Annotated in this window: 20 protein-coding genes; 17 read left to right on the top strand and 3 right to left on the bottom strand. The window is 65.4% G+C overall.

Annotated elements, in window-relative coordinates:
* Positions 1 to 138: 138 nt before the first annotated feature.
* The 10 genes from KHO41_RS10305 (at position 139) to KHO41_RS10260 (ending at position 12,428) form a co-directional block, all read left to right on the top strand.
* The gene (locus KHO41_RS10305; protein ID WP_211953184.1) at positions 139 to 924 is read left to right on the top strand and encodes a cyclase family protein; all 786 of its coding nucleotides are present in this window, start codon (positions 139 to 141) and stop codon (positions 922 to 924) included.
* 160 nt (positions 925 to 1,084) lie between these two features.
* Positions 1,085 to 3,280 (top strand): thiamine pyrophosphate-dependent enzyme, encoded by a 2,196-nt coding sequence (locus KHO41_RS10300; RefSeq protein WP_211953183.1) that lies wholly within the window; start codon positions 1,085 to 1,087, stop codon positions 3,278 to 3,280.
* Positions 3,281 to 3,297: 17 nt separating this feature from the next.
* Positions 3,298 to 4,794, top strand: a complete 1,497-nt coding sequence (locus KHO41_RS10295) for an indolepyruvate oxidoreductase subunit beta family protein (RefSeq protein ID WP_211953182.1) — start codon at positions 3,298 to 3,300, stop codon at positions 4,792 to 4,794.
* 22 nt (positions 4,795 to 4,816) lie between these two features.
* Positions 4,817 to 5,245: an acyl-CoA thioesterase gene (locus KHO41_RS10290; protein ID WP_211953181.1), complete on the top strand. Its 429-nt coding sequence runs from the start codon at positions 4,817 to 4,819 to the stop codon at positions 5,243 to 5,245.
* 81 nt (positions 5,246 to 5,326) lie between these two features.
* Positions 5,327 to 7,633, top strand: a complete 2,307-nt coding sequence (locus KHO41_RS10285; protein WP_211953180.1) for a bifunctional salicylyl-CoA 5-hydroxylase/oxidoreductase — start codon at positions 5,327 to 5,329, stop codon at positions 7,631 to 7,633.
* Positions 7,634 to 7,647: 14 nt separating this feature from the next.
* Positions 7,648 to 8,772 carry a cupin domain-containing protein gene (locus KHO41_RS10280; RefSeq protein ID WP_211953179.1) on the top strand — a complete coding sequence of 375 codons (1,125 nt, stop codon included), beginning with the start codon at positions 7,648 to 7,650 and terminating at the stop codon, positions 8,770 to 8,772.
* A 205-nt stretch (positions 8,773 to 8,977) separates the two neighbouring features.
* Complete coding sequence (locus KHO41_RS10275; protein WP_211953178.1) at positions 8,978 to 9,889, top strand: fumarylacetoacetate hydrolase family protein; 912 nt, start codon at positions 8,978 to 8,980, stop codon at positions 9,887 to 9,889.
* Between the two features lie 29 nt (positions 9,890 to 9,918).
* On the top strand, positions 9,919 to 10,962 hold the full coding sequence (locus KHO41_RS10270; protein WP_211953177.1) for a carbon-nitrogen hydrolase family protein: 1,044 nt from the start codon (positions 9,919 to 9,921) through the stop codon (positions 10,960 to 10,962).
* Positions 10,962 to 11,735 (top strand): maleate cis-trans isomerase family protein, encoded by a 774-nt coding sequence (locus KHO41_RS10265; RefSeq protein ID WP_280519695.1) that lies wholly within the window; start codon positions 10,962 to 10,964, stop codon positions 11,733 to 11,735. The genes KHO41_RS10270 and KHO41_RS10265 overlap by 1 nt, the downstream gene beginning before the upstream one ends.
* Before the next feature lie 75 nt (positions 11,736 to 11,810).
* Positions 11,811 to 12,428: a flavin reductase family protein gene (locus KHO41_RS10260; protein WP_211953176.1), complete on the top strand. Its 618-nt coding sequence runs from the start codon at positions 11,811 to 11,813 to the stop codon at positions 12,426 to 12,428.
* Between the two features lie 20 nt (positions 12,429 to 12,448).
* Here KHO41_RS10260 and KHO41_RS10255 read toward each other — a convergent pair whose 3' ends face one another.
* On the bottom strand, positions 12,449 to 12,910 hold the full coding sequence (locus tag KHO41_RS10255; protein WP_211953175.1) for a MarR family winged helix-turn-helix transcriptional regulator: 462 nt from the start codon (positions 12,908 to 12,910) through the stop codon (positions 12,449 to 12,451).
* Positions 12,911 to 13,229: 319 nt separating this feature from the next.
* Between KHO41_RS10255 and KHO41_RS10250 the strand changes: the two genes are divergently transcribed.
* The 4 genes from KHO41_RS10250 to KHO41_RS10235 all read left to right on the top strand — a co-directional run bounded on the left by KHO41_RS10250 (position 13,230) and on the right by KHO41_RS10235 (position 16,900).
* Entirely contained in the window at positions 13,230 to 14,345 is a 1,116-nt protein-coding gene (locus KHO41_RS10250) for an LLM class flavin-dependent oxidoreductase (RefSeq protein WP_211953174.1), read from the top strand.
* On the top strand, positions 14,335 to 14,877 hold the full coding sequence (locus tag KHO41_RS10245) for a flavin reductase family protein (RefSeq protein ID WP_244873778.1): 543 nt from the start codon (positions 14,335 to 14,337) through the stop codon (positions 14,875 to 14,877). The genes KHO41_RS10250 and KHO41_RS10245 overlap by 11 nt, the downstream gene beginning before the upstream one ends.
* A 141-nt stretch (positions 14,878 to 15,018) precedes the next feature.
* The gene (locus KHO41_RS10240; RefSeq protein WP_211953173.1) at positions 15,019 to 15,798 is read left to right on the top strand and encodes a cyclase family protein; all 780 of its coding nucleotides are present in this window, start codon (positions 15,019 to 15,021) and stop codon (positions 15,796 to 15,798) included.
* 49 nt (positions 15,799 to 15,847) lie between these two features.
* Positions 15,848 to 16,900, top strand: a complete 1,053-nt coding sequence (locus tag KHO41_RS10235) for a porin (RefSeq protein WP_211953172.1) — start codon at positions 15,848 to 15,850, stop codon at positions 16,898 to 16,900.
* Between the two features lie 1,044 nt (positions 16,901 to 17,944).
* On the opposite strand, the gene KHO41_RS10230 is transcribed toward KHO41_RS10235, so the two are convergent.
* The gene (locus KHO41_RS10230) at positions 17,945 to 18,844 is read right to left on the bottom strand and encodes a LysR substrate-binding domain-containing protein (RefSeq protein WP_211953171.1); all 900 of its coding nucleotides are present in this window, start codon (positions 18,842 to 18,844) and stop codon (positions 17,945 to 17,947) included.
* A 140-nt stretch (positions 18,845 to 18,984) separates the two neighbouring features.
* On the opposite strand from KHO41_RS10230, the gene KHO41_RS10225 reads away from it, so the two are divergent.
* The 3 genes from KHO41_RS10225 to KHO41_RS10215 all read left to right on the top strand — a co-directional run bounded on the left by KHO41_RS10225 (position 18,985) and on the right by KHO41_RS10215 (position 23,140).
* Positions 18,985 to 20,778: an acyl-CoA dehydrogenase family protein gene (locus KHO41_RS10225; RefSeq protein ID WP_211953170.1), complete on the top strand. Its 1,794-nt coding sequence runs from the start codon at positions 18,985 to 18,987 to the stop codon at positions 20,776 to 20,778.
* A gap of 230 nt (positions 20,779 to 21,008) precedes the next feature.
* Positions 21,009 to 21,989, top strand: a complete 981-nt coding sequence (locus tag KHO41_RS10220) for a Bug family tripartite tricarboxylate transporter substrate binding protein (RefSeq protein WP_211953169.1) — start codon at positions 21,009 to 21,011, stop codon at positions 21,987 to 21,989.
* Positions 21,990 to 22,009: 20 nt separating this feature from the next.
* Positions 22,010 to 23,140, top strand: coding sequence for a CaiB/BaiF CoA transferase family protein (locus tag KHO41_RS10215; RefSeq protein WP_211953168.1), 1,131 nt, complete (start codon positions 22,010 to 22,012; stop codon positions 23,138 to 23,140).
* 30 nt (positions 23,141 to 23,170) lie between these two features.
* Here KHO41_RS10215 and KHO41_RS10210 read toward each other — a convergent pair whose 3' ends face one another.
* Positions 23,171 to 24,151 carry a Bug family tripartite tricarboxylate transporter substrate binding protein gene (locus tag KHO41_RS10210; protein WP_211953167.1) on the bottom strand — a complete coding sequence of 327 codons (981 nt, stop codon included), beginning with the start codon at positions 24,149 to 24,151 and terminating at the stop codon, positions 23,171 to 23,173.
* Between the last annotated feature and the right edge of the window lie 20 nt (positions 24,152 to 24,171).

Genomic DNA, 24,171 nt, shown 5'->3' with positions numbered 1-24,171 from the left:
AGCGAGCTCACCACATCCCCAATGTTCCTCCCCTCTCCCGCTTGCGGGAGAGGGGCCGGGGAAGAGGGCCAGCGCCCCAACGAAGTAAAGGGCCACGCCTTCCCCCCGCCCCACACAAAAGACAAGGAAGACATCCCCATGAGCCAAAGCCTCATGCAGTTGGCTGGCGATCTCGCCAGCGGCCAAGTCAAGGTCGTAGACCTGACGCAAACCTTGAGCCCCGACTTCCCGGCCCTGGTCCTGCCACCCGAATTCGGCCAGGTCTGGGCGTTCAAGATGGAACGCATCAGCCAGTACGACGAGAAAGGCCCCGGCTGGTACTGGAACAACTTCTCCTGTGGCGAACACACCGGCACGCACTTCGATGCGCCTGTGCACTGGATCAGCGGCAAGGACCACGCGCAGAACTCGGTCGACACGATCGACGCCAAGAACTTCATCGCCCCGGCGGTCGTGATCGACGCCAGCGGCCCGGTAGCCGAAGACCCCGACTGGACCCTGACCGTGCCTTACCTGCAAGCCTGGGAAGCGAAGCACGGCCCAATCCCCGCCAGCGCCTGGGTCCTGCTGCGCACCGACTGGAGCAAGAAGACCGATCCGCAGGAATTCCTCGGCCTGCGCGAAGACGGCGCCCACACGCCGGGCCCGACGCAGGAAGCGGTCGAGTGGCTGATCCACGAACGCAACGTCCACGGCTTTGGCGTCGAGACGATCAACACCGATGCAGGCCAGTCGTACGCATGGCCGGTGCCGTACCCGTGCCACACGCTGATGCACGGCGCGAACAAGTACGGTCTGCAGTGCCTGAAGAACCTGGACCAGCTGCCGCCGACCGGCGCGGTCATCGTCGCCGCGCCGCTGAAGATCCAGAACGGCTCCGGCAGCCCGTTGCGCGTGCTCGCGCTCGTGGCAGACGCGGCCTGATGACACGTTTCCTAGGGTAAACGCGAGTCCCCATACGAAATCCTTGTCGTCCCAGTCCGTCCTAATCTATGATTTTGGATATATTGAAATCTAAACTATAGGAAGCCAGACGCGGCGCGGTGCGCCGGGCGGTTCCCCGAAAGACCCAAAAGGAAGGGCCATGGCAGAGCGGTCATTTGTCGAAGAAGTGAAGAAGCTGCGCCTCGGCGCTGGCGAAGTGTTCAGCGGCGAGGGCATCCTGGCGGTGACCAAGGCACTGCTGGAGTCCGGCGTGGCCTATGTGGCCGGCTACCAGGGCTCGCCCATCTCGCACCTGATGGACGTGCTCGCCGACGCGCAGGACATCCTGGCCGAGAACGGCATCCGCTTCGAAAACAGCGCGAGCGAAGCCACGGCCGCTGCATCGCTGGCGGCGTCGGTGAACTACCCGCTGCGCGGCGCGGTGACCTTCAAGGCCACCGTTGGCACCAACGTCGCGTCCGACGCACTGGCCAACCTGGCCTCGGGCGGCGTGACCGGTGGCTCGCTGATCATCGTCGGCGAAGACTACGGCGAGGGCTCGTCGATCATGCAGGAGCGCAGCCACGCGTTCGCGATGAAGTCGCAGATGTGGCTGCTCGACCCGCGCCCGAACCTGCCTTGCATCGTGCAGGCCGTGAAGGATGGCTTCGACTTGTCCGAGGCTTCCAACACGCCCGTGATGTTGCAGTTGCGCGTGCGTTCATGCCATGTGCATGGCCAGTTCGTCGCATCCGATAACCGCCGTTCCAAATTCTCGATCCAGGACGCGCTCGAAAACCCCACGCGCGATGTCAGCCGCATCGTGCTGCCGCCGGCGAGCTTCCTGCACGAGCACGAGAAGATCAAGCAGCGCTGGCCTGCTGCCGTGAAGTTCATCGAAGCGCGCAAGCTCAACGAGTTCTTCGATGGCGGTGAGGACAACTTCGCCGACATCGGCATTGCTGTTCAAGGCGGCAGCTACAACACACTGATCCGCGCACTCGAACAACTCGGCCTGGCCGACGTGTTCGGCGAATCGAAGATTCCGCTCTACGTGATGAACGTGGCGTACCCGCTCATCGACAGCGAATGGGAACGCTTCTGCGCGGACAAGCGCGCCGTGCTGGTGCTTGAAGAAGGGCAGCCCAACTTCATCGAGCAGAACGCGGCCAACATCCTGCGCATGGCAGGCACTACCGCCGCGCTGCACGGCAAGGACGTGCTGCCGCTGGCCGGTGAATACAACACCGCTACGGTGATCAAGGGCCTGCGCGCATTCCTGGAGCAGTACGAAAAGATCGAACCGCTGCCGCAGCCCGCGCCCGTTCGCAAGGTGATCCCGCTCGTGCAGGCGATGCCGGACCCGGTAGCCGCCGAAGTGCTGGAGCCGATGGCGCTCGTCGATGAAAGCGTGCATGCGCGTCCGCCGGGCTTCTGCACGGGCTGCCCGGAGCGCCCCATCTTCACCGCGATGAAGCTGGTCGAACGCGAGATCGGCGAACACCACGTGAGCGCCGACATCGGCTGCCATTTGTTCTCGATCCTGCCGCCGTTCAACCTTGGCAACACGACCATGGGCTACGGCCTCGGCAGCGCCAGCGCAGCCGCGCTCAACGCGCCGGCCGGCAAGCGTGCGATTTCCGTGATGGGCGATGGCGGCTTCTGGCACAACGGCCTGACCAGCGGCATCGCCAACGCCGTGTTCAACAAGAGCGACAACCTGACCATCGTTGTCGACAACAGCTACACGTCGGCCACCGGCGGGCAGGACATCCTGTCGTCCACCGCGCAAAACGACACGCGCAGCACCGGCCACGCGATCGAGGACGCGGTGCGTGGCGTAGGCGTCAAGTGGGTTCGCACGGTTCGCCGCACTTACGACCTCAAGTCGATGAAGGCGACGCTCAAGGAAGCGCTGACCACCGGCACCAAGGGACCCAAGGTGCTGATCGCGCAGAGCGAATGCATGCTGAACAAGCAGCGCCGCGAAAAGCCGAAGGTCCGCAAGGCTATCGCCGATGGCAAGCGCGTAGTGCGCGAGCGCTTTGGCGTGGATTCGGATACCTGCACCGGCGACCACTCGTGCATCCGACTGTCTGGCTGCCCGTCGCTCTCCATCAAGCCGAACCCCGACGCGCTGCGTACCGACCCGGTCGCGTCCGTGCTCGACAGTTGCGTGGGCTGTGGCCTGTGCGGCGAGGTCTCGCACGCCGCCGTGCTTTGCCCGTCGTTCTACCGCGCGCAGATCGTCAGCAACCCGACCCGCTGGGACAAGCTGCGCCAGCGCCTGCGCGACGCCGTTATCGGCTTCCTGCAACAGCGCGACGCTGTCCGCCGCGCACGCTACGCACTCTGAACCTGGAAGGCCCGAACATGATCAACGCAAAACCCATTAAGGTCGCCATCCTCGCCATGGGCGGTGAAGGCGGCGGCGTGCTGGCCGACTGGATCGTCGACCTCGGCGAGCACAACGGCTATATCGCCCAGACCACCTCGGTGCCGGGCGTGGCCCAGCGCACCGGCGCCACGATCTACTACGTCGAGCTGTTCCCGCGCGAAATCGCCGAGCGTGCCGGCCGCACGCCGGTGCTCGCACTGATGCCGACGCCGGGCGATGTCGATGTGGTGCTCGCTTCCGAATTGATGGAAGCCGGCCGTGCCGTGCAGCGCGGGCTCGTCACGCCGGACCGCACCACGCTGGTGTCGTCGACGCACCGCGTGTACTCGATCGCCGAGAAATCGGCGATGGGCGACGGCCGCGTCGACAGCAAAGAACTGATCGCTCATGCAACCAAGGCGTCCAAGCGCTACGTGCGCTTCGACATGGCGCAGGAAGCCGAAGCCAACGGCAGCGTAATCAGCGCAGTGCTGTTCGGCGCGCTCGCCGGGACCGGCGTGCTGCCGTTCAGCCGCGCGCAGTTCGAAGCCACGATCGAACGCGGCGGCGTCGGCGTCAAGCCGAGCCTGCGCGCATTCGGCGCTGCGTTCACAAAGACCGAATCGGGCGATGTGCCGGCCGATTCGCCGAAGGGCGCGCCGCTTGTGCAGCCTAAGGATGCAGCAGTCGCTAAGGTTCTCGGCCGCGTCCGCGCGGAGCAGCCTGCCGAGATCGAACAGATCGTGATCGAAGGCGTGCGCCGCATGATCGACTACCAGGACGTGGCCTACGCCGGCCTGTACCTGGACCGACTGGCTGCCGTGCGCCGTGCTCTGCCGCAGGCGGACACCATGCTGCTGCGCGAGACCGCACGCCACCTGGCGCTGTGGATGTCGTACGAAGACACCATCCGCGTAGCCGATCTCAAGATCCGCGGCACGCGCTTCGAACGCGTGCGTGGCGAAGTACGCGCAGCCGACAACCAGTTGCTGGCTATCAACGAGTTCATGCACCCGCGCCTTGAAGAAATCTGCGAGACGCTGCCCACAGGGCTAGGCCGATGGCTTGCCAAGCCGCATTTCGTCCATCACTTCGTGCGCCGCTTCACCAAGGCGGGTCGCGTGGTCACCACGAGTTCGCTGCGCGGCTACCTGATGCTGTGGACCGTTGCGCGCCTGCGCGCCATCCGCCGTAGCACGCTGCGCTACGCGCTCGAAACCGAGCGCATCGAAGGCTGGCTGCGCCAGGTGCTCGATGCCGCGCGCATCAACCCGGCGCTCGCGCTGGAAGTGGTGCAGTGCCAGCGGCTGGTCAAGGGCTACAGCGACACGCATGTGCGCGGCCTGACCAACTACCAGACGCTGATGAGCGCCGTGGTGCGCGCTGGCGCGCATCTGGCGCCAGCCACGCTGCGCGAACTGCGCGAAGCCGCGCTCGCCGACGAGCACGGCAACAAGCTGCGCGCACTGCTGGCGCAACACGCGCTCGCCTGAACCGACCGTTGGATTTCCCGTCATGAGCAAGACCGTCTTTGAACGCCAGCACCGCATCCGCTTCTCGGAGTGCGACCCCGCCGGCATCGTGTTCTACCCGCAGTACTTCGTGATGTTCAACAACCTGATGGAAGCATGGATCGACGACATGCTGCCCGAAGGATTCGAGGGCCTGATCGTGCAGCGCCGCACCGGCATGCCGACGGTCCGTCTGGAAGCGGATTTTCGCGCGATCAGCCGCATGGGCGATGACGTCACGCTGTCGCTCGATGTGATGCGTCTGGGCACCAAGTCGATCACCCTCGCCTGGCGCTGCACCGGCAAGGATGGGGACCTGAGGATGGCGGTCACGCAGACCATCGTCATCACCTCGCTCGACACGCACCTGTCCATCGCCGTGCCCGATGACCTGCATGCGGCGATCGAAGCGCGCATGGCGGCTGCGGCCTGAGGGCGCGACTCACCCAACGTGGGGTGGAACGCGCCGCGCCTGGCAAGACATCCCGACCCAAGCATTTGACTGGAAGCTGCAATGAAGATCGTATGTATCGGCGGTGGTCCCGCCGGCCTGTATTTCGGCCTGCTGATGAAGCTGCAGGATCCCGCCAACGACGTCGTGGTGGTGGAACGCAACCGCCCGTACGATACCTTCGGCTGGGGCGTGGTGTTCTCCGACGCCACCATGGGAAACCTGCGTGAAGCCGACCCCGTGTCGGCTGAAACCATCGGCGACGCCTTCAACCGCTGGGACGATGTAGAGGTCCACTTCAAGGAGCGCGCGGTGCGCAGCGGCGGCCATGGCTTTATCGGCATCGGCCGCAAGAAGCTGCTTAACATCCTGCAGGCGCGTTGCGAAGCGGTTGGCGTGCAGCTCGTGTTTGAGTCCTTCATCGAAGACGACCAGGAAGTCGCTCGCAAGTACGGTGCGGACCTGGTGATCGCTTCCGACGGCCTGAACAGTGTGGTGCGCAAGCGCTATGCCGACACCTTCCGCCCCGACATTGACACGCGCAAATGCCGCTTCGTCTGGCTCGGCACCAAGAAGGTCTTCGATGCGTTCAACTTCATCTTCGTGCCGACCGAGCACGGCTGGTTCCAGGCGCACGCGTATCGCTTCGAAGACGGCACCTCGACCTTCATCGTCGAGACGCCTGAAGAGACGTGGAAGGCCGCCGGCATCGACCAGATGAGCCAGGAAGAGGGCATCGCCTACTGCGAGAAGCTGTTCGCCCCGTACCTGGACGGCAACCCGCTGATCAGCAACGCCGGCCACCTGCGCGGCTCGGCCATCTGGATCCAGTTCCCGCGCGTGATCTGCGAGCGCTGGGTGCACTGGAACGAGATCGACGGCAAGCGCGTGCCCGTGGTGCTGATGGGCGATGCCGCGCATACCGCGCACTTCTCGATCGGCTCGGGTACCAAGCTTGCGCTCGAAGACGCGATCGAACTCGCACGCACGATCAAGGGCGTTGACGGTTCGCTGGAAGAGGCACTCAAGCACTACGAGGCCGTGCGCTCGGTCGAAGTGCTCAAGATCCAGAACGCAGCGCGCAACTCGACCGAATGGTTCGAGAACGTCAAGCGTTATGAAGACCTGGAACCCGAGCAGTTTGCCTACTCGCTCCTGACGCGTTCGCAGCGCATCTCGCACGAGAACCTGCGCGTGCGCGACAAGGAATGGCTCGAAGGTTATGAGTCGTGGCTGGCCGAGCGCGCGGGCACCAAGCCTGCTGCTGTGCCGCCGATGCTCACGCCGTACACCGTGCGCGGCGTGGAACTGAAGAACCGCGTAGTGGTATCGCCGACGGCCATGTACTCGTGCAAGGACGGCGTGCCGGGCAACTTCCACATGGTTCACCTGGGCAGCCGGGCGCTCGGCGGCGCTGGACTGGTGATGGTCGAGATGACCTCCGTGTCGCCCGATGGCCGCATCACTCCGGGCTGCCCCGGCCTCTGGCACGACGCGCAGGCTGCGGCCTTCGCCGGCATCGTGACCTTTGTTCACGAGCACAGCAGCGCGCGCATCGGCGTGCAGATCGGCCATGCGGGCCGTCGCGGCTCCACGCAAGTCGGCTGGGAGAAGATGGACCACCCGCTGGCGGACGGCAACTGGCCGCTGATTTCCGCATCGGCGCTTCCGTATCTGCCGGGCGTGTCGCAGACGCCGCGCGCGATGACGCGTGAAGACATGGACCGCGTGCGCGATGACTTCGTCGCCGCCACGCGCCGCGCCGCGGCGGCCGGCTTCGACTGGCTCGAACTGCAGGCCGGCCATGGCTACCTGCTGTCGAACTTCATTTCGCCCGTGACGAACCAGCGCACCGACGAATACGGCGGCTCGCTCGAGAACCGCATGGCCTTCCCGCTGGAAGTGCTGCGCGCGGTGCGTGCCGCATGGCCGCAGGACAAGCCGATCTCGGTGCGCATTTCGGCGACCGACTGGGTCGAGGGCGGCAACAGCGCGGACGACGCCGTGGACATGGCTCGCCTCTTCAAGGAAGCCGGCGCCGACATGATCGATTGCTCGTCCGGCGAAGTCACGCCCGACCAGAAGCCCGTCTACGGCCGCATGTTCCAGACCCCGTTCGCCGACCGCGTGCGCAACGAAGCCGGCGTGCCGACCATCGCCGTCGGCGCGATCACCGAGGCCGATCAGGTCAACGGGATCATCGCCTCAGGCCGTGCCGACCTGTGCGCGCTGTCGCGCCCGCACCTGGCCGACCCGGCCTGGGTGCTGCGCGAAACCGCGCAACTGGGCTTCCGCCGCGTGGAATGGCCCCGGCAGTATCTGTTCGCCAAGGACCAACTCGAGCGCAGCATCAAGCGCGCCGCCGCCTGAGAGAAGGAGACAAGATGGCTGAGAACTACGACACCTACCGCGAAAGCGTTGCCGGCCGCGCCGATGTGGAGGACACCCCGGAGCTGGTCGCCTACTACAAGCAACTCGACACGCTGAAGACCGGCGCGCTGTGGACCGTGGCCAACAAGATCGAGCCGTGGCAGCCGAAGTCCGAATCGGTGCCGGTGCTGTGGCGCTACCGCGACCTGCGCGACCATGTGCTGCGCTCGGTGGATCTGGTGACGCCGGAGAAGGCCGGGCGCCGCGTGATCTACCTGAACAACCCGGGGCGCCAGGACGTGTCGGCCGCGGTGGGCTGGCTCTACTCGGGCCTGCAGGTGATGCATCCGGGCGAGGCCGCATCGGCGCACGCGCATTCGTCGTCGGCGCTGCGCTTCATCATGGAAGGCAGCGGCGCGTACACGATCGTCGACGGCCACAAGATGACGCTCGGTGCCAATGACTTCGTGCTGACGCCGAACGGTACGTGGCACGAGCACGGCGTGTCGGCCGATGGCACGACCTGCATCTGGCAGGACGGCCTCGACATTCCGCTCGTCAACGCGATGGAAGCCGGCTTCTACGCGGTGCACCCGAACCTGCAGCAGGCCGTCACGCATCCCGTCGACGACATGCCGGCCATCTGGGGCGGCAAGGGCCTGAAGCCACACGGCGGCACGTGGAGCAAGCCGTACTCGCCGCTGTACAAGTACGAATGGGCGCCGACCTACGAGGCGCTTGTACGCTACAGCAAGGTCACCGACGGCAGCCCGTTCGACGGCGTGCTGATGCACTACGTCAACCCGGTCACCGGCGGCCCGGTCATGCCGACCATCGGCGCGAGCATGCAGCTGCTGCGCCCCGGCGAGGCGACCAAAGCGCACCACCACACCGGCAGCTTTATCTACCAGGTGGCCAAGGGCAGCGGCCATTCGGTCATCAACGGCCAGCGCTTCGACTGGACCGAGCGCGACATCTTCTGCGTGCCATCGTGGGCGTTCCACGAACACGCAAACGCATCGGCCAGCGACGACGCCGTGCTGTTCTGCTTCAACGACCTGCCGGTGATGCACTCGCTCGGCCTGTACCGCGAGGAAGCGCTCGCGGAGAACGACGGCCATCAAGCGGTGACTGGCTGAGTGCCCAATGTTTGCTCCCCTCTCCCATTTATGGGAGAGGGGCTGGGGGAGAGGGTGGGCGCATCTTGTTGCGTCGTCGCATGAGGCACCTCCTGCCCTCTCCCCCGACCCCTCTCCCGCAAGCGGGAGAGGGGAGAAAGACAACAGATCCCACATCCAAGTTTATGCAGCCGCTAACCGCGGCCTCTATCGGAGTAGTAAAACCATGCGTCTCGTTACCTTCCGCACTGAAGTTGCCGCCGCCGCCCGCCTGGGCGCCATCGTGGACGGCTATGTCGTCGACCTGGCCCGTTTCGGCGAAGCCGTCGGCGCGAGCATCCCGTCCGACATGCTGTCGTTCATCGACCTCGGTCCGGCCGCCGTCAAGTCGACCAGTGCGCTGCTCAACGAGTACAAGGGCCGCTTCCCGTTCGGCGTGGCCGTGCCTGCATCCAACGTCAAGCTGCTCGCGCCGATCCCGCGCCCGCGCAAGAACATCTGGGGCATCGGCCTGAACTACGTCGAGCACGTGGCCGAATCGAGCCGCAGCCTCGACACCTCGAAGGAGCTGCCCAAGGAGCCGGTGATCTTCTCGAAGCCGCCGACCACCGTGATCGGCCCGGGCGATGCCATCGAGCACAACAAGGAAATCACCGAGCAGATGGACTGGGAAGTCGAGCTGGCTGTGATCATCGGCACGCGCGGCAAGGGCGTGAAGGAAGCTGAGGCGCTCAACTACGTGTTCGGCTACAGCGTGATGATCGACATCTCGGCGCGCGACTGCCGCCGCGCGGGCCAGTGGATCTACTCGAAGGGCCAGGACACGTACGCCCCGTTCGGTCCGGTCATCGTCACCGCTGACGAGATCGCCGATCCGCACGCGCTGGACCTGTCGCTGACCGTCAACGGCGTGACCAAGCAAAGCTCCAACACGCGCCACATGCTGTTCAACGTCAACGCGCTGATCGCTGACATCAGCAAGGGCATGACGCTGGAGCCGGGCGACATCATTGCCACTGGCACGCCGGACGGCGTAGGCGCTGGCCGCACTCCGCAGGAATGGCTGTGGCCGGGCGACGTGGTCGTGGCCAAGGTGGAAGGCATCGGCGAACTGCGCCACCCCGTGGTTGCCGTCTGAAGCCGCGCATTCCCGTAACGGAGAATTCCATGCTCAACCTGCCCAAGTTCAAGGCCGCTGCCGTACAGGCCGCGCCGGTGTTCCTGGACGCCGACGCCACCGTCGACAAGGTCTGCCGTCTGATCAAGGAAGCCGCCGACAACGGCGCGAAGCTGGTCGCCTTTCCAGAAGTGTTCGTCGCCGGCTACCCGTACTGGAGCTGGCTGACCAACCCGGTCGACGCAAGCCCGTGGTTCGAAAAGCTGGTCAAGGCCTCGATCGAAATTCCCGGCCCCGAGATCCGCAAGATCGCGCAAGCCGCGCAGGCCAACCACATCAACGTGGTGGTCGGCGTGAACGAGCGCAGCAAGACCGGCGTCGGCACGCTGTACAACACGCTGGTGACCATCAGCGAGGAAGGCCGCATCCTGGGCCGCCACCGCAAGCTTGTGCCGACGTGGGCCGAGAAGCTGACGTGGGCCAATGGCGATGCATCCGCGCTGCGCGTGCACCAGACCAGCGTGGGCCCGCTGGGCTCGCTCGCGTGCGGCGAGAACACCAACACGCTCGCGCGCTTCTCGCTGCTGTCGCAAGGCGAGCTGATGCACGTGGCCAGCTACATCTCGCTGCCCGTCGCGCCGGCCGACTACGACATGGCGGAAGCGATCAAGGTGCGTGCCGCTGCGCACTGCTTCGAGGGCAAGGTATTCACGGCAGTGTCGTGCTCGACCGTGTCGGAGGAGATCATCTCCGCGATGGAACCGCTGAACCCGAAGGCCCGCGAGCTGATGTCGCGCCGCAACAGCGCGTTCTCGGGCTTCCTGGGCCCGGACGGACGCGTGATCGGCGAGCCGCTGATCGACGAGGAAGGCATCGTCTACGCCGACATCGACCTGTCGCGCTGTATCCAGCCGCGACAGATGCACGACATCACCGGCCACTACAACCGCTTCGACATCTTCGACCTGCGCGTGAACCGCCGCACGCAGCAACCGGCGCAATTCCTCGACGGGCTGGCGCCGCAGATCGACCTGGACGCCACGGAAATCGATGGCGCCGAACTCAACGCATTCGAACTGACCGAGACCAAGTAATGCAGTCCCCAATCTTCACCCCGCAGAAGCCGCTGCGTATCGGCCAGATCGTGCCGTCGTCCAACACCACGATGGAGACCGAGATTCCCGCGATGTTCCGCGCGCGCGAACTCGACTTCGCCGAGCGCTTCACCTTCCACTCGAGCCGCATGCGCATGAAGAAGGTGGTCAAGGAAGAACTCGAGGCGATGGACCGCGACAGCGACCGCTGCGCGATCGAGCTGTCGGACGCGCGCGTCGATGTGCTTGGCTACGCCTGCCTGGTCGCCATCATGAGCATGGGCAAGGGCTATCACCGCGTATCGGAAGAGCGCCTGACGCAACGCACCGTCGAGAACGGCAACCCTGCGCCGGTGGTCACCAGCGCCGGCGCGCTCGTCGACGGCCTGAAGGCGATGGGCGCCAAGCGCGTGTCCGTGGTGTGCCCGTACATGAAGCCGCTGACCAAGATGGTGGTCGAGTACATCGAAAGCGAAGACATCGAGGTCAAGGACTACTGCGCGCTGGAGATTCCCGACAACCTGCAGGTCGCGGCGCAGGATCCGGCGAATCTGCTGGAGATCTACAAGCGCATCGACACGACCGGCGTCGATGCCATCGTGCTGTCGGCCTGCGTGCAGATGCAGTCGCTGCCGTCGATCCAGAAGGTGCAGGAAGAGTCGGGTATCCCGACCGTGTCGGCTGCCGTGGCGACCACATGGCAGATGCTGCGCAAGCTGGGCCTGCGCGCGGAAGTTCAGGGCTGCGGTGAGTTGCTGAGCGGCAAGTACTGATCCGGCCGTTCGCCTTTGTTGACCCGACGCCGTCCTCGCTTGCGTGAGGGCGGCGTGTTGTTGTGTGTGACTCGCATGGACGATATCCATTTCTACGAACCCGCGCGCGGCCATGGCCTGCGGCATGATCCACTGGCTGCCATCGTGGGCCCGCGACCTATCGGCTGGATCTCCACCGTGGACAAGGCAGGCGTTGCGAACCTCGCGCCTTATGCCTTCTTCAACGTGTTCAACTACACGCCGCCGATCGTCGCGTTCTCCAGCGTCGGCTACAAGGACACGGTGCGCAATGCCGAGGCGACTGGCGAGTTTGTCTGGAATCTCGTCACGCGCCCGCTGGCCGAGCGCATGAACATGACCAGCGCCGGCGTGGGGCCGAATGAGGATGAATTCGCACTGGCAGGTCTGACGCCCGTCGCATCCCGCCTTGTCGCCGCGCCGCGCGTGCAGGAAAGCCCGGTGTCGTTCGAATGCCGAGTGACGCGGGTGATGCAGCTCGGCAAGTCAGACGGCGAGCTGGTCGATACGTGGATGGTGCTGGGGGAAGTGGTCGGCGTGCATATCGACCGCGCGTTCGTGACGGATGGCGTCTACGACACGGCGGCAGCACGCCCCATCCTGCGCGGTGGCGGCCTCGGCGATTACTTCGAGGTCAGCCACTCGACGCTGTTCCACATGCGCCGGCCCACGTAAGGACGTGAGCACGGCCGGCCTCAGTTGGCCGGGCGGTGCAGGTCGATCAGCAGCTTGAGCGTCGCACGCAGCTCGTCGGCCTTTTTCTTGCCGAGCGGCGCCAGCACTTCGTCCTCATGCATCCGGGCCTGTTCGATCAGGCTGGAGGTCAGCTTCTGCCCGCGCGGCGTTATGCGCACGAGCGTGATACGGCGATCCGTGTCATGCGGAATGCGCTTGACGTAGCCCTGGGCTTCCATGCGGTCGAGCAGGCGCGTCACGGTCGGCTGCTTGGTCACGGAGATCTGCGCGAGTTCGCCGATGCTGAGGGCCTTGCCGCCCGACAGCGAGGACAGCACGCGCCAGTCCGAGATGGTGAAGCCGTTGGCTTGCACGATAACGTGGAATTCTCCCGAGATCAGCTGGCTGGCCTGGGCCAGCAACGCGGGGGTGTAGTCGTCGACGAAATCGGCTTCGTCTTGGGGCTTTTTCGGGTCTGTCATGCGTATTGGCAGGCGGTAAGCGGCCTTGCGGGCCGCGGGACGGGCAAGAACATACCACGACCGAGGGTGACCCCGCCGCACGCGTGGCACAAGCCGGCGAAGAACGCGGCCCGGAACGCACCGTGAAGGTGCTGGCAAGTACCTCATCACGCACTAAAAACGTCTCGGGGGTAAACCATGATTATGGAATAGTTTAGATATAAACATAATCATAATCATAGAACGGCGCGAGGCTACGAATCGCGCGCCAGACACGACGTGCGGAGTGCAACTCGCCTCCGTGTTGCACCCCAACCCCAACTCTTTGAATGGTGACGGCATGAGGAAAATTCTGAACACGAAGGACTTCGTCCTGGGGACGTTTGCGACGAACTGCTCGGGCGGGATGTCGGTGACGAAGATCGGCGAGCGCTGGGACAACTCGTGGGAGAACAACGCGAAGCTGGCACAGATGCTGGACGAGGCGGGGATCGATTTCATGCTGCCGATCGCGCGCTGGATCGGCTATGGCGGCGAGACGGACTTCCACGGCTCGGTGCTCGAGACGATCACGTGGGCAGCGGCGCTGCTGGCACAGACCAAGAACCTGACGGTGTTCGCGACGATCCACACGGCGTGCAACCACCCGGCGGTGGTCGCGAAGCAGATCGCGACGCTGGACCAGATCGGGCAGGGCCGCGCGGGGCTGAACATCGTGGCGGGCTGGAACCGCCCCGAGTACGAGGCGATGGGCCAGGACCTGGCGGTGAGCCATGACCAGCGCTACGCGTTCGCGGGCGAATGGTTCGACGTGATCAAGCAGATCTGGGAGCGCGACGGTGCCTTCAACTACGAAGGCGCGAACTTCAAGTTGAAGGGCATCTATGGCCTGCCCAAGCCGTGGAACGGGGAGCGCCCACCAATCCTCAATGCAGCGGGTTCGGGCGAAGGCCGCGAGTTCGCGATCAACAACGCGAACTTCCTGTTCACGCCGGCAATCGACCTCGAGCGCTCGAAGGTGGAAGTCGCCGAACTGAAGGCCAAGGCGAAGGAAGCGAACAAGCCCGTGAACGTGCTGACGTTCTCGCACGTGGTGTGCCGCCCGACGGAGCAAGAGGCGCGCGACTACCTGCGCCACTTCGCCCAGGACAACGCCGACTGGGCCGCGGTCGACAACCTGGTGGCCCTGCAGTTTGCCAATGCCCAGTCGTTCCCGCACGACCTGCTGGCGCTGATCCGCGACCGCATGGCAGCGGGCCACGGCGGCTTCCCGCTGGTGGGCACGCCGGAACAAGTGGCCGATGGCATCTGCGCACTGGCCGAAGCCGGCTTCAAGGGCACGACACTGTCGTTCGTGGACTACGTGAAGGAATTCCCGTACTTCCGCGACACGGTGCTGCCGATTCTGGAGGCACGCGGGCTGCGCAAGCCCGGTGGCTCGAAGAATGGGCACTGACAAGATGCCGGCGGCGCTGGAAGTGCTGCAGCAATCGTTCAAGCAGGCGATGCGCGGCTTCGCCGGCGCGGTGAGCGTGGTGACGGTGGCGGATCCGCTGAACGAGTCCGAACGCAGCGGCTTCACCGCAACGTCGGTCTCGTCGTTCTCGGCGACGCCGCCGATGGTGGTGGCGTCGATGAAGGCGACGAGTTCGTCGGCGGCGCTGCTGCAGCGTACCCGTCGCTTTGGCGTGAACCTGCTGCGAGAAGAGCAGCAGGCGATCGCGCAGCGCTTCACCGGGTTCGGTGGCGAAGCCGGGTTGGAGCGCTACGGCAGCGACGCGTGGACGCAACTGCTGGCAGACGGCGCCCCGGTACTAGTCGATGCAGTCGTGGCGATGGACTGCGAGGTGGACGAGTTGCTGGAGCGCCACGGCCACTACCTGATCATCGGCCGTGTCCGCGAGATCCGTGTAGCACAGGAAGCGCCTGCGCCGCTGCTGTACTGGCAAGGCCGCTACACCCGCCTCGCCGAAACCCGCGCCTGCTAATCGCAGCGCGCTCACCACGTCCCCAATGTTTCTCCCCTCTCCCGCTTGCGGGAGAGGGGCCGGGGGAGAGGGCCAGCGCTTCCACGAAGTCCAGCGCTGCCCCCGCCTCCGTACCCCACAAAAGACAAGGAAGACATCCCCATGAGCCAAAGCCTCATGCAGTTGGCTGGCGACCTCGCCAGCGGCCAAGTCAAGGTCCTAGATCTGACGCAAACCTTGAGCCCTGACTTCCCCGCATTGGTCCTGCCACCCGAATTCGGCCAGGTCTGGGCGTTCAAGATGGAACGCATCAGCCAGTACGACGAGAAAGGCCCCGGCTGGTACTGGAACAACTTCTCCTGTGGCGAACACACCGGCACGCACTTCGACGCGCCTGTGCACTGGATCAGCGGCAAGGACCACGCGCAGAACTCGGTCGACACGATCGACGCGAAGAACTTCATCGCCCCGGCGGTCGTGATCGACGCCAGCGGCCCGGTAGCCGAAGACCCCGACTGGACCCTGACCGTGCCTTACCTGCAAGCCTGGGAAGCGAAGCACGGCCCAATCCCCGCCAGCGCCTGGGTCCTGCTGCGCACCGACTGGAGCAAGAAGACCGATCCGCAGGAATTCCTCGGCCTGCGCGAAGACGGCGCCCACACGCCGGGCCCGACGCAGGAAGCGGTCGAGTGGCTGATCCACGAACGCAACGTCCACGGCTTCGGCGTCGAGACGATCAACACCGATGCAGGCCAGTCGTACGCATGGCCGGTGCCGTACCCGTGCCACACGCTGATGCACGGCGCCAACAAGTACGGCCTGCAGTGCCTGACGAACCTGGACCAGCTGCCGCCGACCGGCGCGGTCATCGTCGCTGCGCCGCTGAAGATCCAGAACGGCTCCGGCAGCCCGTTGCGCGTGCTCGCGCTGATCGGCGGCTGATCGTCAGAGCGTCCGACCCCCATCCACCAAAAGAGAGAAAGAGGAAACAATGAAGTCTCAACGCAAGATGCTGGCCGTGATGGCGGCCGCCGGCAGCCTTGCCGCGGGCGCCGCAAGCGCCCAGAGCAATGTGCAGCTGTATGGCACCGTCGACGCCTTCGTCGGCTCCGTACGCGCGAGTGGCGACGCCCACAGCACCGCCGCCGTGGAAAGCTCCGGCCTGACCACGTCCTACTGGGGCATTGGCGGCCAGGAAGCGCTCGGCAACGGCCTGAATGCCGAGTTCGCGCTGGAAAGCTTCTTTCGCACCGACAACGGCAAGGTCGGCCGCTTCGACGGCGACGTCATGTTCGGCCGCAACGCTTATGTCGGCCTGAACGGCAGCTTCGGCGCGGTCAAGCTCGGCCGCAACACCACGCCGTGGTTCGTGTCGATGCTGCTATTCAACCCGCTCGCGGACTCGGCCACGTTCTCGCCGATGTTCCTGCACACCTACACCACGCCGCCGGGCTCGCCCGTCGCCAACTCGGTGGCCGGCGACACCGCCTGGGACAACTCGGTGCTGTACCAGAGCCCCGGCTTCGGCGGTCTGCGCTTCAACGCGATCTACTCGACTGGCGAGACCACGGGCCACCAGGGCAAGCAGAACTACGGTGGCAATGCCACCTACTTCAACGGCAACTTCGGCGCCACGCTGGCCGTGCAGCGGGTGGCCGTGAACGCGCCCGAGTTTGCCGCGTCCGGCGCCGCCTACCAGATGGCCTACCTGGCCGGCGCCTCGTACGACTTCAAGGTGGTGAAGCTGTTCGGCCAGTATGCGCAGTCGGACAACAACTTCAACGCCCAGAGCCGCCAGCGCGACAAGACCGTGCAGGTCGGCGCCAGCGCTCCGCTGGGTCCGGGTTCGTTGATGGCTACGTGGGTCCGCACGTGGCAGGGCGGCAACGAGACCATCGGCTCGGCCCGCCGTGACACTACGACGCTGGCGTACGACTATCCGTTCTCCAAGCGCACCGACATGTACGCCGCGTGGCGCTATGACAAGGTGACCATGCTGAATCCGGGCAACACCTTCGGTTTGGGGCTGCGGCACAAGTTCTGAGTGGACGCCCGCCCTTGCCTCTGTGAAGTGCGCCTTACCTGTCTTCCCGTAGAGTCATTACCCCCATGGAAGGGCCGGGCGCTGATTACTACATTTGTGTTATTGGTGAGACATGGGCTGCGGAGTTAAGCTGCACTCACGCTGAACACCCCGTTCCACGCGTACTTCATAAGCCACCAGCCTTTGGGCAGGTGGCTTTTTCTTTGGGTCAATCGCCGAAATGCGGGGGTATCGCTCTTGGCAGGCGCTGCTGTTTCGCCGGCGTAGCCGGCGACCTCCTTTTGTCCGAGCGACAAAAGGAGGCAAAAGCGCGTTTACGTGGTCAACCAAAAGCTCAATGCGATTGTTGCATCAGAGGACCGCTGGACTGCCTGCCGCGTAGATGATTAGGGTGGGACAGCGCGTACGAGCGAACCCGGATTACGGAGTGGTCCCTTCTAATCAGGACATCGCGGGGACGCCTACGGCTGCGCTACGCGCGGCTTAGAGTAAGACTGCGAAGGTCTGACCCGAACCTCGCCTCGGTGGCGATGCCTTGGGCGCATTGCATGCGCGTAGAGACAGGAGATCGGGATCTGGAGGGAGGGACTTGGGCGCCAGCGACGCTGATAAGCTTGCCCCCAGACGACGACGTGCGCGCAGCGCAGCCGAAGGCGTCCCACCACTGGCGGTATTGGAACGCTGTACCCGAGTCCGTCTTGGGGATCGTCCAAAAGCCGTGCCGCGCCAGGCACAGGTTCTGACTCACATGGCGTAGCAGGTTGGAACGGCCGACCACCATCGCAGGCGTCCAAAGCCGTTTGAACCACTGCCACCGTGGAATTGATGGCCAGCGGCAACGACGCGCTTTTCTGCCTACTCTTTTGTCGCTCGGACAAAAGAGTAGGTCGCCGGCTACGCCGGCGAAACAGCGGCGCCCGCCAAGAACGATAACCCCGTCTCAACCAAAACCCGCCGGCTACGCCAGCGAAACAGCAGCGCCCGCCAAGAACGACAACCCCACAATTCGTCGAAGAACCTTTTCTTTGGGGTTCCGGAATCCGTTCAGGCGTCGGCCGGCTGTGCCGCCGTGGCTGCCCTGACCATCGCCACGAAATGATCGCGTGCCGGATGGTCGGGCGCGGCTTTCCACGCGCAGTAGACTTCGGACGGCACCGTCGCATCGGCCAGCGGCCGGAACGCCGCCCCCGCCATGCCCGAGCGCGCAAGGGCCGCCGGCACCACCGCTACCCCCATCCCCTGCGACACCAGCGATACCACCGACAGCCAGTGCCGCACCTCGTGCCGGATCTGGGGATAGAAGCCCTGCGCCGCGCACATATCGAAGATCCGGCTGTAGTAATCGGGCGACGCCTTGCGCGAGAACAGCACGAACGGCTCGGCGCGCAGGTCCACCAGCGCGACCTCGGCCTGTGCTGCCAGCGCATGGTCCTGCGGCACGCAGCAGACGAAGGGCTCGCTGTGGATGAGTACGGCGCTCAGTTCATCCGGCAGTCGGCCCGTATGGACGAACCCGGCATCCAGCTCGTTGTGCAGCAGCGCGTCGATCTGCTCCTGCGAGTTGAGTTCGGTCAGCGCCACCTGGATGCCCGGATAGCTCGCCTGGAAGTCGCGTAAGTGCTGCGGCAGCCCCCGGTACAGCATCGACCCGACAAAGCCCACGCGTAGCCGCCCGACCGCCCCGGCTTCGATCTCGCGCGCCAGCACGCGCGCCGCTTCGGCCTGCGCCAGCAACGCGTTGGCCGATTCGCGGAATGCCCGGCCGGCTGCCGTCAGCCGTACCCCCCGGCTGTCACGCTCGAACAGCTTTGCCCCGACCGAAGCCTCCAGTTGCTGGATATTGAGCGACAGCGGCGGCTGGGAAATCGACAGCCGCTTCGCTGCACGGCCGAAGTGCAGTTCCTCGGCAAGGACCAGGAAATAGCGCAGGTGTCGGAATTCCATGGCGATACAAAAATTATATGGATCAAGCCAATTTTAGAATTAGACGCGAATCCATGGGGATCCAATAATGGTTCAAACAGGTCCGCGCGCCGGCAACCCAGCCGGGCGGATGGCGGGCCAGGCCAATCCAGGAGACCTAGATGACCAGTGCTGTGCGCCATGCTGCCCCTCAAGCCCCCGTTGTATCGCCGGCCGAGCACCCGGTGCCCGACCGCAAGGGCGGCAGCCTGTACACCGCCGATCCGGATCTGCGCGCGCTCCTGCCGCTGTACCTGCCGGCAGACCTGCTGAACCTGCTGCAACCGCAGCTGGAGCGCATGGGCGAACTGGCGGGCGGAGTGCTCGACGAGCTGGCCCTGACCGCCGACCAGAACCCGCCGACGCTGACCCACCGCACCCGCAGCGGCATCGACCAGCAACTCGTCCACAAGCATCCCGCCTACGTCGAGCTGGAGCGCGTGGCGTTCTCCGAGTTCGGGCTGGCTGCGGTCTCGCACCGCGGCGGCGTGTTCGGCTGGGACAAGCCGATGCCGCCCGCAGCCAAGTACGCACTCACGTATATGCTGGTGCAGGCCGAGTTCGGCCTGTGCTGCCCGCTGTCGATGACCGATTCGCTGTCGCGCACGCTGCGTAAGTTCGGCGATCCGGCACTAGTCGAGAAGTTTCTGCCGAACCTGACCACGCAGGTATTCGAAGACCTGTACCAGGGCGCGATGTTCATGACCGAGCAGGGCGCTGGCTCCGACGTGGCTGCCACGGCCACGCGCGCCATGCGCGATCCGCAGGCCGAAGGCGGCTGGCGCCTCAGCGGCGACAAGTGGTTCTGCTCGAACCCCGACGCCGCGCTGGCGATGGTGCTGGCGCGTGTGGAAGACGAAGCCGGCAACGCCGTGCCCGGCCACAAGGGCGTGTCGCTGTTCCTGCTGCCGCGCACGCTGTCCGACGGCAGCGCCAACCAGTACCGCATCATCCGCCTCAAGGACAAGCTCGGCACGCGCTCGATGGCCAGCGGTGAAATCCGCCTGGAAGGCGCCAGCGCGTACCTGGTCGGCGAACTCGGCCGCGGCTTCGTGCAGATGGCCGACATGATCAACAACTCGCGCCTGTCCAACGGCGTGCGCGCCGCCGGCCTGATGCGTCGCGCGCTGACCGAGGGCCTGTTCATCGCCCACGAGCGCAAGGCCTTCGGCAAGCGCCTCGAAGACATGCCGCTGATGCGCCGCCAGCTGCTGAAGCTGACGCTGCCGACCGAGCAGGCGCGCACCATGGTGTTCCAGACTGCCGAAGCGCTGCGCCGCGCCGACGCCGGCGAGGACGGCGCCTATCCGCTGATGCGCATCCTCACGCCGCTGATCAAGTTCCGCGCGTGCCGTGACGCGCGCAAGGTCACCGGCGATGCCATGGAAATCCGCGGCGGCTGCGGCTACATCGAGGAATGGAGCGACCCGCGTCTCGTGCGCGACGCCCACCTCGGCTCGATCTGGGAAGGCACCAGCAATATCGTCGCGCTCGACGTGCTGCGTGCGATCCGCCGCGAAGGCTCGCTGCCCGCGCTGCGTGCGCACCTGGCCGGCCTGCTGGCTGATACGCCGCTGCATCCGACCGCCCGCGCCACCTTCGAATCCGCCATCGAACGCGCTGCGGCCTTCGCCGCCAGCGCGGCCGAAGCCGGTGCCGAAGGCGACCTGCTGGCCCGCCAGGCTGCCTCCGGCCTGTACAACGTCACCACCGCCGTGGCGATGGCCTGGGAAGCCGGGCGCATCGGCTCGGTCCGCCGCATGCGGCTCGCCCAACTCGTGCTGCGCCACCGCGTGTTGCCGCAAGACCCGCTGTCCGGCCAGGCCGAGCCGGAATGGCTCGCCGAAACCGTGGCCCCGCCTGCCGACGGTACCGTGCGCGCAGCCGGTGCGGTCGATCAAGTCAACGTGTTCTGACGCCGTAATTCTGAAGCCCTGAAATCAACGACCGTTTTGCTCCCCTCTCCCGCTTGCGGGAGAGGGGCCGGGGGAGAGGGCAGGCGCCCGCAGATACGTGGTGCCTTGCCAGGCCACCCCTCTCCCCGACCCTCTCCCGCTGAGGGGAGAGGGAGAAAACCTTCCGCTCATCAGCCCCCGTACCCTCATCCCGCCACGAGCGGGAGACGTCCTACATCAGGAGACAAGCCATGAAACTCTGGCACCGCGTCGCGGCCATCGCCGCCTGCTCGCTCTGCGTGAGCGCCACCCCCGCCTTCGCGCAGAAGGACTATCCGTCCAAGCCGATCATGATGGTCGTGACCTACCCGCCGGGCGGTCCGACCGATGCCATGGCTCGCACGCTTGCCGCCGCGCTCAAGACCAGCCTCGGCCAGCCCGTGATCGTCGAGAACCGCGCCGGTGCCGGCGGCAATATCGGCGCCGAAGCGGTGGCCCGCGCCGAGCCGGATGGCTACACGCTGATGTTCGGCACCTCGGCGCCGCTCGCGATCAACGTGAGCCTGTACCGCAAGATCAACTACGACCCGGTCAAGAGCTTCGCGCCGGTGATCCAGATCGGCCAGCTTCCCAATGTGCTGGTGGTGAACCCCAGCATCCCCGCCAAGAACGTCAGCGAGTTGATCGCCTACGGCAAGGCCCATCCCGGCAAGCTGAGCTACGCATCGTCGGGCAATGGCGCGTCTTCGCACCTGGCTGGCGTGCTGTTCAACAACCTGGCCGGCACCGACTTCCAGCACGTGCCGTACAAGGGCACCGGCCCGGCGCTCAATGACCTGCTCGGCGGGCAGGTCAGCATGACCTTCACCGACGTGCTGACCGCGATGCCGTTCATCAAGAGTGGCAAGGTGCGCGCGCTGGGCGTGACCACCAAGGCGCGCTCGCAGGCGCTGCCCGATGTGCCGACGGTGGCAGAGCAGGGCGTGAACGGCTTCGACGTGTCGGTGTTCTTCGGCGTGGTCGCTCCGGCCGGCACGCCTGCACCGGTCATCGCCAAGCTCAACCATGCCTTCGCCGAAGCGCTGCAAAAGCCAGAGGTCCGCAAGACGCTGCTGGCCCAGGGTCTTGAGTTCGCCCCGTCCACCACGCCCGAACAGCTCGGCGGCTTCGTGAAGTCCGAAGTGACCAAGTGGCGTACAGTCGTGCAGAAGTCTGGCGCACAACTCGACTGAGACTGACAAGGAGCGATGTCATGACGCAATCCAAGACGGGCGCGCTGGCCGGCATCCGCGTGGTCGACCTGTCGCGCATCCTGGGCGGCCCGTACTGCGGGCAGATCCTGGGCGACCACGGCGCCGACGTACTGAAGATCGAGCCGCCGCAGGGCGACGACACCCGCACGTGGGGCCCTCCGTTCAAGGACGGCGTCGCGTCGTACTACTTCGGGCTGAACCGCAACAAGCGGGTGATGAAGCTGGACCTCACGACCGAATCGGACCGCAGCGTGCTGCTCGCGCTGCTCGAAGACGCTGATGTGCTGGTCGAGAACTTCAAGACCGGCACCATGGAGAAGTGGGGGCTTGGCTTTGACACGCTGTCGGCTCGCTTCCCGCGCCTGATTCACTGCCGGGTTTCCGGCTTCGGCGCGGATGGCCCGCTCGGCGGGCTGCCCGGCTATGACGCCGCCGTGCAGGCGATGGCTGGCCTCATGAGCATCAACGGCGAGGCCGATGGCGATGCATTGCGTGTCGGCTTGCCCGTCGTCGATATGGTGACGGGCATGAACGCCGCGCTCGGCGTGCTGCTGGCGCTGCAGGAACGCGAGCGCAGCGGCTGCGGCCAGTTCGTCGAAGCGGCGCTCTATGACTCCGGTCTGTCGCTGCTGCATCCGCATGCGGCGAACTGGTTCATGAGCGGCAAGACGCCGGTGCGGACGGGCAATGCGCATCCGAATATCTATCCGTATGACACGGTTGCCACTGGGACAGATCCGATCTTCCTTGCCGTTGGCAATGACCGGCAGTTCCGGATCTTGTGCGAGTACCTGCAGGTTCCGGCGTTGGCGGATGACGAGCGCTATGCCACCGCAGGCGGTCGGTCGGTCAATCGCGTGGCGCTGAAGGCCGAGCTGGAAGCGCGGATGCGGGAGATGGACGGCAAGGTGCTGGCCGATACGCTGGTCGCGGCCGGCGTGCCGTGTGCACCGGTGCTGTCGGTGCCGGATGCCCTGCAGCATCCGCACACCGTGCACCGTGAGATGGTCGTCGAGATGGAAGGGGGCTACAAGGGGCTGGGCGCCCCAGTGAAGCTGAGCCGCACGCCTGCGACGTACCGGTTCGCGCCGCTGACGGAAGGCGACCAGTTCCTGCCGAAGGAAGACTGAGTACGCCCATGTGGCGACGCGACGGCCGGATCATTGCATCTGGATATTGCCGCGCTTCACCACCGCACGCCACTTCAGCAGATCCGCAGACAGTACGGACGCCACCCGCTCCGGAGACCCTCCGAGCGGGCTGGCGCCCATCTCCGTGAAGATCTTCACGGTGTCCGGATCCGCCACGACGTTGTTGATCGCGACATTCATCCTGCGCACGATGTCGTTCGGCGTTCCTTTCGGCGCCAGGACCGCGAACCAGGTGGACGACTGCAACGAGGGAAAGCCCAGCTCAGTCGTGGTCGGTACCTCGGGCAGCGCTGGCGATCGCTTGGTGGACATGATCGCCAGTGCCCTGACCTTGTTCGACTTCACCTGGCCGACGATGCCAGGGACCAGCTGAAACATGGCCTGGATATCATTGGCCAGCAGGTTCGTGGTCGCCGTACCCGGCGCACTGTAGGGAACGTGCGTCATCTCCGCCCCGGTCTCGCGATCGAACAGCTCGCCGGCAAGATGCATGGAACTGCCGTTGCCGGAACTGCCGTAGTTCAGCTCCCCCTTGTGTGACCTGGCATAGGCAATGAAGTCCTGCAGCGACTTCACGGGCAGCGTGCTGTTCACCACCAGAATATTCGGTACGTCCGCAATCAAGGCCACAGGCTCGAAGCTCGTTTGCGGATGGAATGGAAGATTCCGGTACAGGCTGGGATTGACTGCGAGCGTGCCGGCCCACGAGAGCAGGAACGTGTATCCGTTCGGGGCTGAGGACGCCGCCGCACCGGCGCCGATATTGCCGTTGGCCCCGCCGCGGTTGTCCACGATCACCGCCGTACCCAATTCTTTCTTGAGGCGCTGAGCCAGCACGCGCGCAATCGTGTCGCCGGTCCCGCTTCCACCGGGCGCGGGAACGATCAACATGATGGGTTTGGATGGCTCTGGCCATGTGTCGGCAGCGCTGACCTGGCTGGCGGGGAGCAAGGCCGCAACAGCACCGATCCTGAAGATGTGCTTCAGCATATTCTTCTCCGTGAAATCGC

The sequence above is a fragment of the Cupriavidus numazuensis genome (assembly GCF_905397435.1).
Taxonomy (GTDB): Bacteria; Pseudomonadota; Gammaproteobacteria; order Burkholderiales; family Burkholderiaceae; genus Cupriavidus; species Cupriavidus numazuensis.
This window is presented reverse-complemented; position numbering and strand designations above follow the sequence as displayed.

Coding starts and splice junctions, on each gene's coding strand:
- KHO41_RS10215 (WP_211953168.1), top strand. CDS start 22,010: ATGACGCAATCCAAGACGGGCGCGCTGGCCGGCATCCGCGTGGTCGAC.
- KHO41_RS10305 (WP_211953184.1), top strand. CDS start 139: ATGAGCCAAAGCCTCATGCAGTTGGCTGGCGATCTCGCCAGCGGCCAA.
- KHO41_RS10230 (WP_211953171.1), bottom strand. CDS start 18,844: ATGGAATTCCGACACCTGCGCTATTTCCTGGTCCTTGCCGAGGAACTG.
- KHO41_RS10295 (WP_211953182.1), top strand. CDS start 3,298: ATGATCAACGCAAAACCCATTAAGGTCGCCATCCTCGCCATGGGCGGT.
- KHO41_RS10220 (WP_211953169.1), top strand. CDS start 21,009: ATGAAACTCTGGCACCGCGTCGCGGCCATCGCCGCCTGCTCGCTCTGC.
- KHO41_RS10235 (WP_211953172.1), top strand. CDS start 15,848: ATGAAGTCTCAACGCAAGATGCTGGCCGTGATGGCGGCCGCCGGCAGC.
- KHO41_RS10270 (WP_211953177.1), top strand. CDS start 9,919: ATGCTCAACCTGCCCAAGTTCAAGGCCGCTGCCGTACAGGCCGCGCCG.
- KHO41_RS10285 (WP_211953180.1), top strand. CDS start 5,327: ATGAAGATCGTATGTATCGGCGGTGGTCCCGCCGGCCTGTATTTCGGC.
- KHO41_RS10240 (WP_211953173.1), top strand. CDS start 15,019: ATGAGCCAAAGCCTCATGCAGTTGGCTGGCGACCTCGCCAGCGGCCAA.
- KHO41_RS10225 (WP_211953170.1), top strand. CDS start 18,985: ATGACCAGTGCTGTGCGCCATGCTGCCCCTCAAGCCCCCGTTGTATCG.
- KHO41_RS10245 (WP_244873778.1), top strand. CDS start 14,335: ATGGGCACTGACAAGATGCCGGCGGCGCTGGAAGTGCTGCAGCAATCG.
- KHO41_RS10210 (WP_211953167.1), bottom strand. CDS start 24,151: ATGCTGAAGCACATCTTCAGGATCGGTGCTGTTGCGGCCTTGCTCCCC.
- KHO41_RS10280 (WP_211953179.1), top strand. CDS start 7,648: ATGGCTGAGAACTACGACACCTACCGCGAAAGCGTTGCCGGCCGCGCC.
- KHO41_RS10255 (WP_211953175.1), bottom strand. CDS start 12,910: ATGACAGACCCGAAAAAGCCCCAAGACGAAGCCGATTTCGTCGACGAC.
- KHO41_RS10265 (WP_280519695.1), top strand. CDS start 10,962: ATGCAGTCCCCAATCTTCACCCCGCAGAAGCCGCTGCGTATCGGCCAG.
- KHO41_RS10260 (WP_211953176.1), top strand. CDS start 11,811: ATGGACGATATCCATTTCTACGAACCCGCGCGCGGCCATGGCCTGCGG.
- KHO41_RS10300 (WP_211953183.1), top strand. CDS start 1,085: ATGGCAGAGCGGTCATTTGTCGAAGAAGTGAAGAAGCTGCGCCTCGGC.
- KHO41_RS10275 (WP_211953178.1), top strand. CDS start 8,978: ATGCGTCTCGTTACCTTCCGCACTGAAGTTGCCGCCGCCGCCCGCCTG.
- KHO41_RS10250 (WP_211953174.1), top strand. CDS start 13,230: ATGAGGAAAATTCTGAACACGAAGGACTTCGTCCTGGGGACGTTTGCG.
- KHO41_RS10290 (WP_211953181.1), top strand. CDS start 4,817: ATGAGCAAGACCGTCTTTGAACGCCAGCACCGCATCCGCTTCTCGGAG.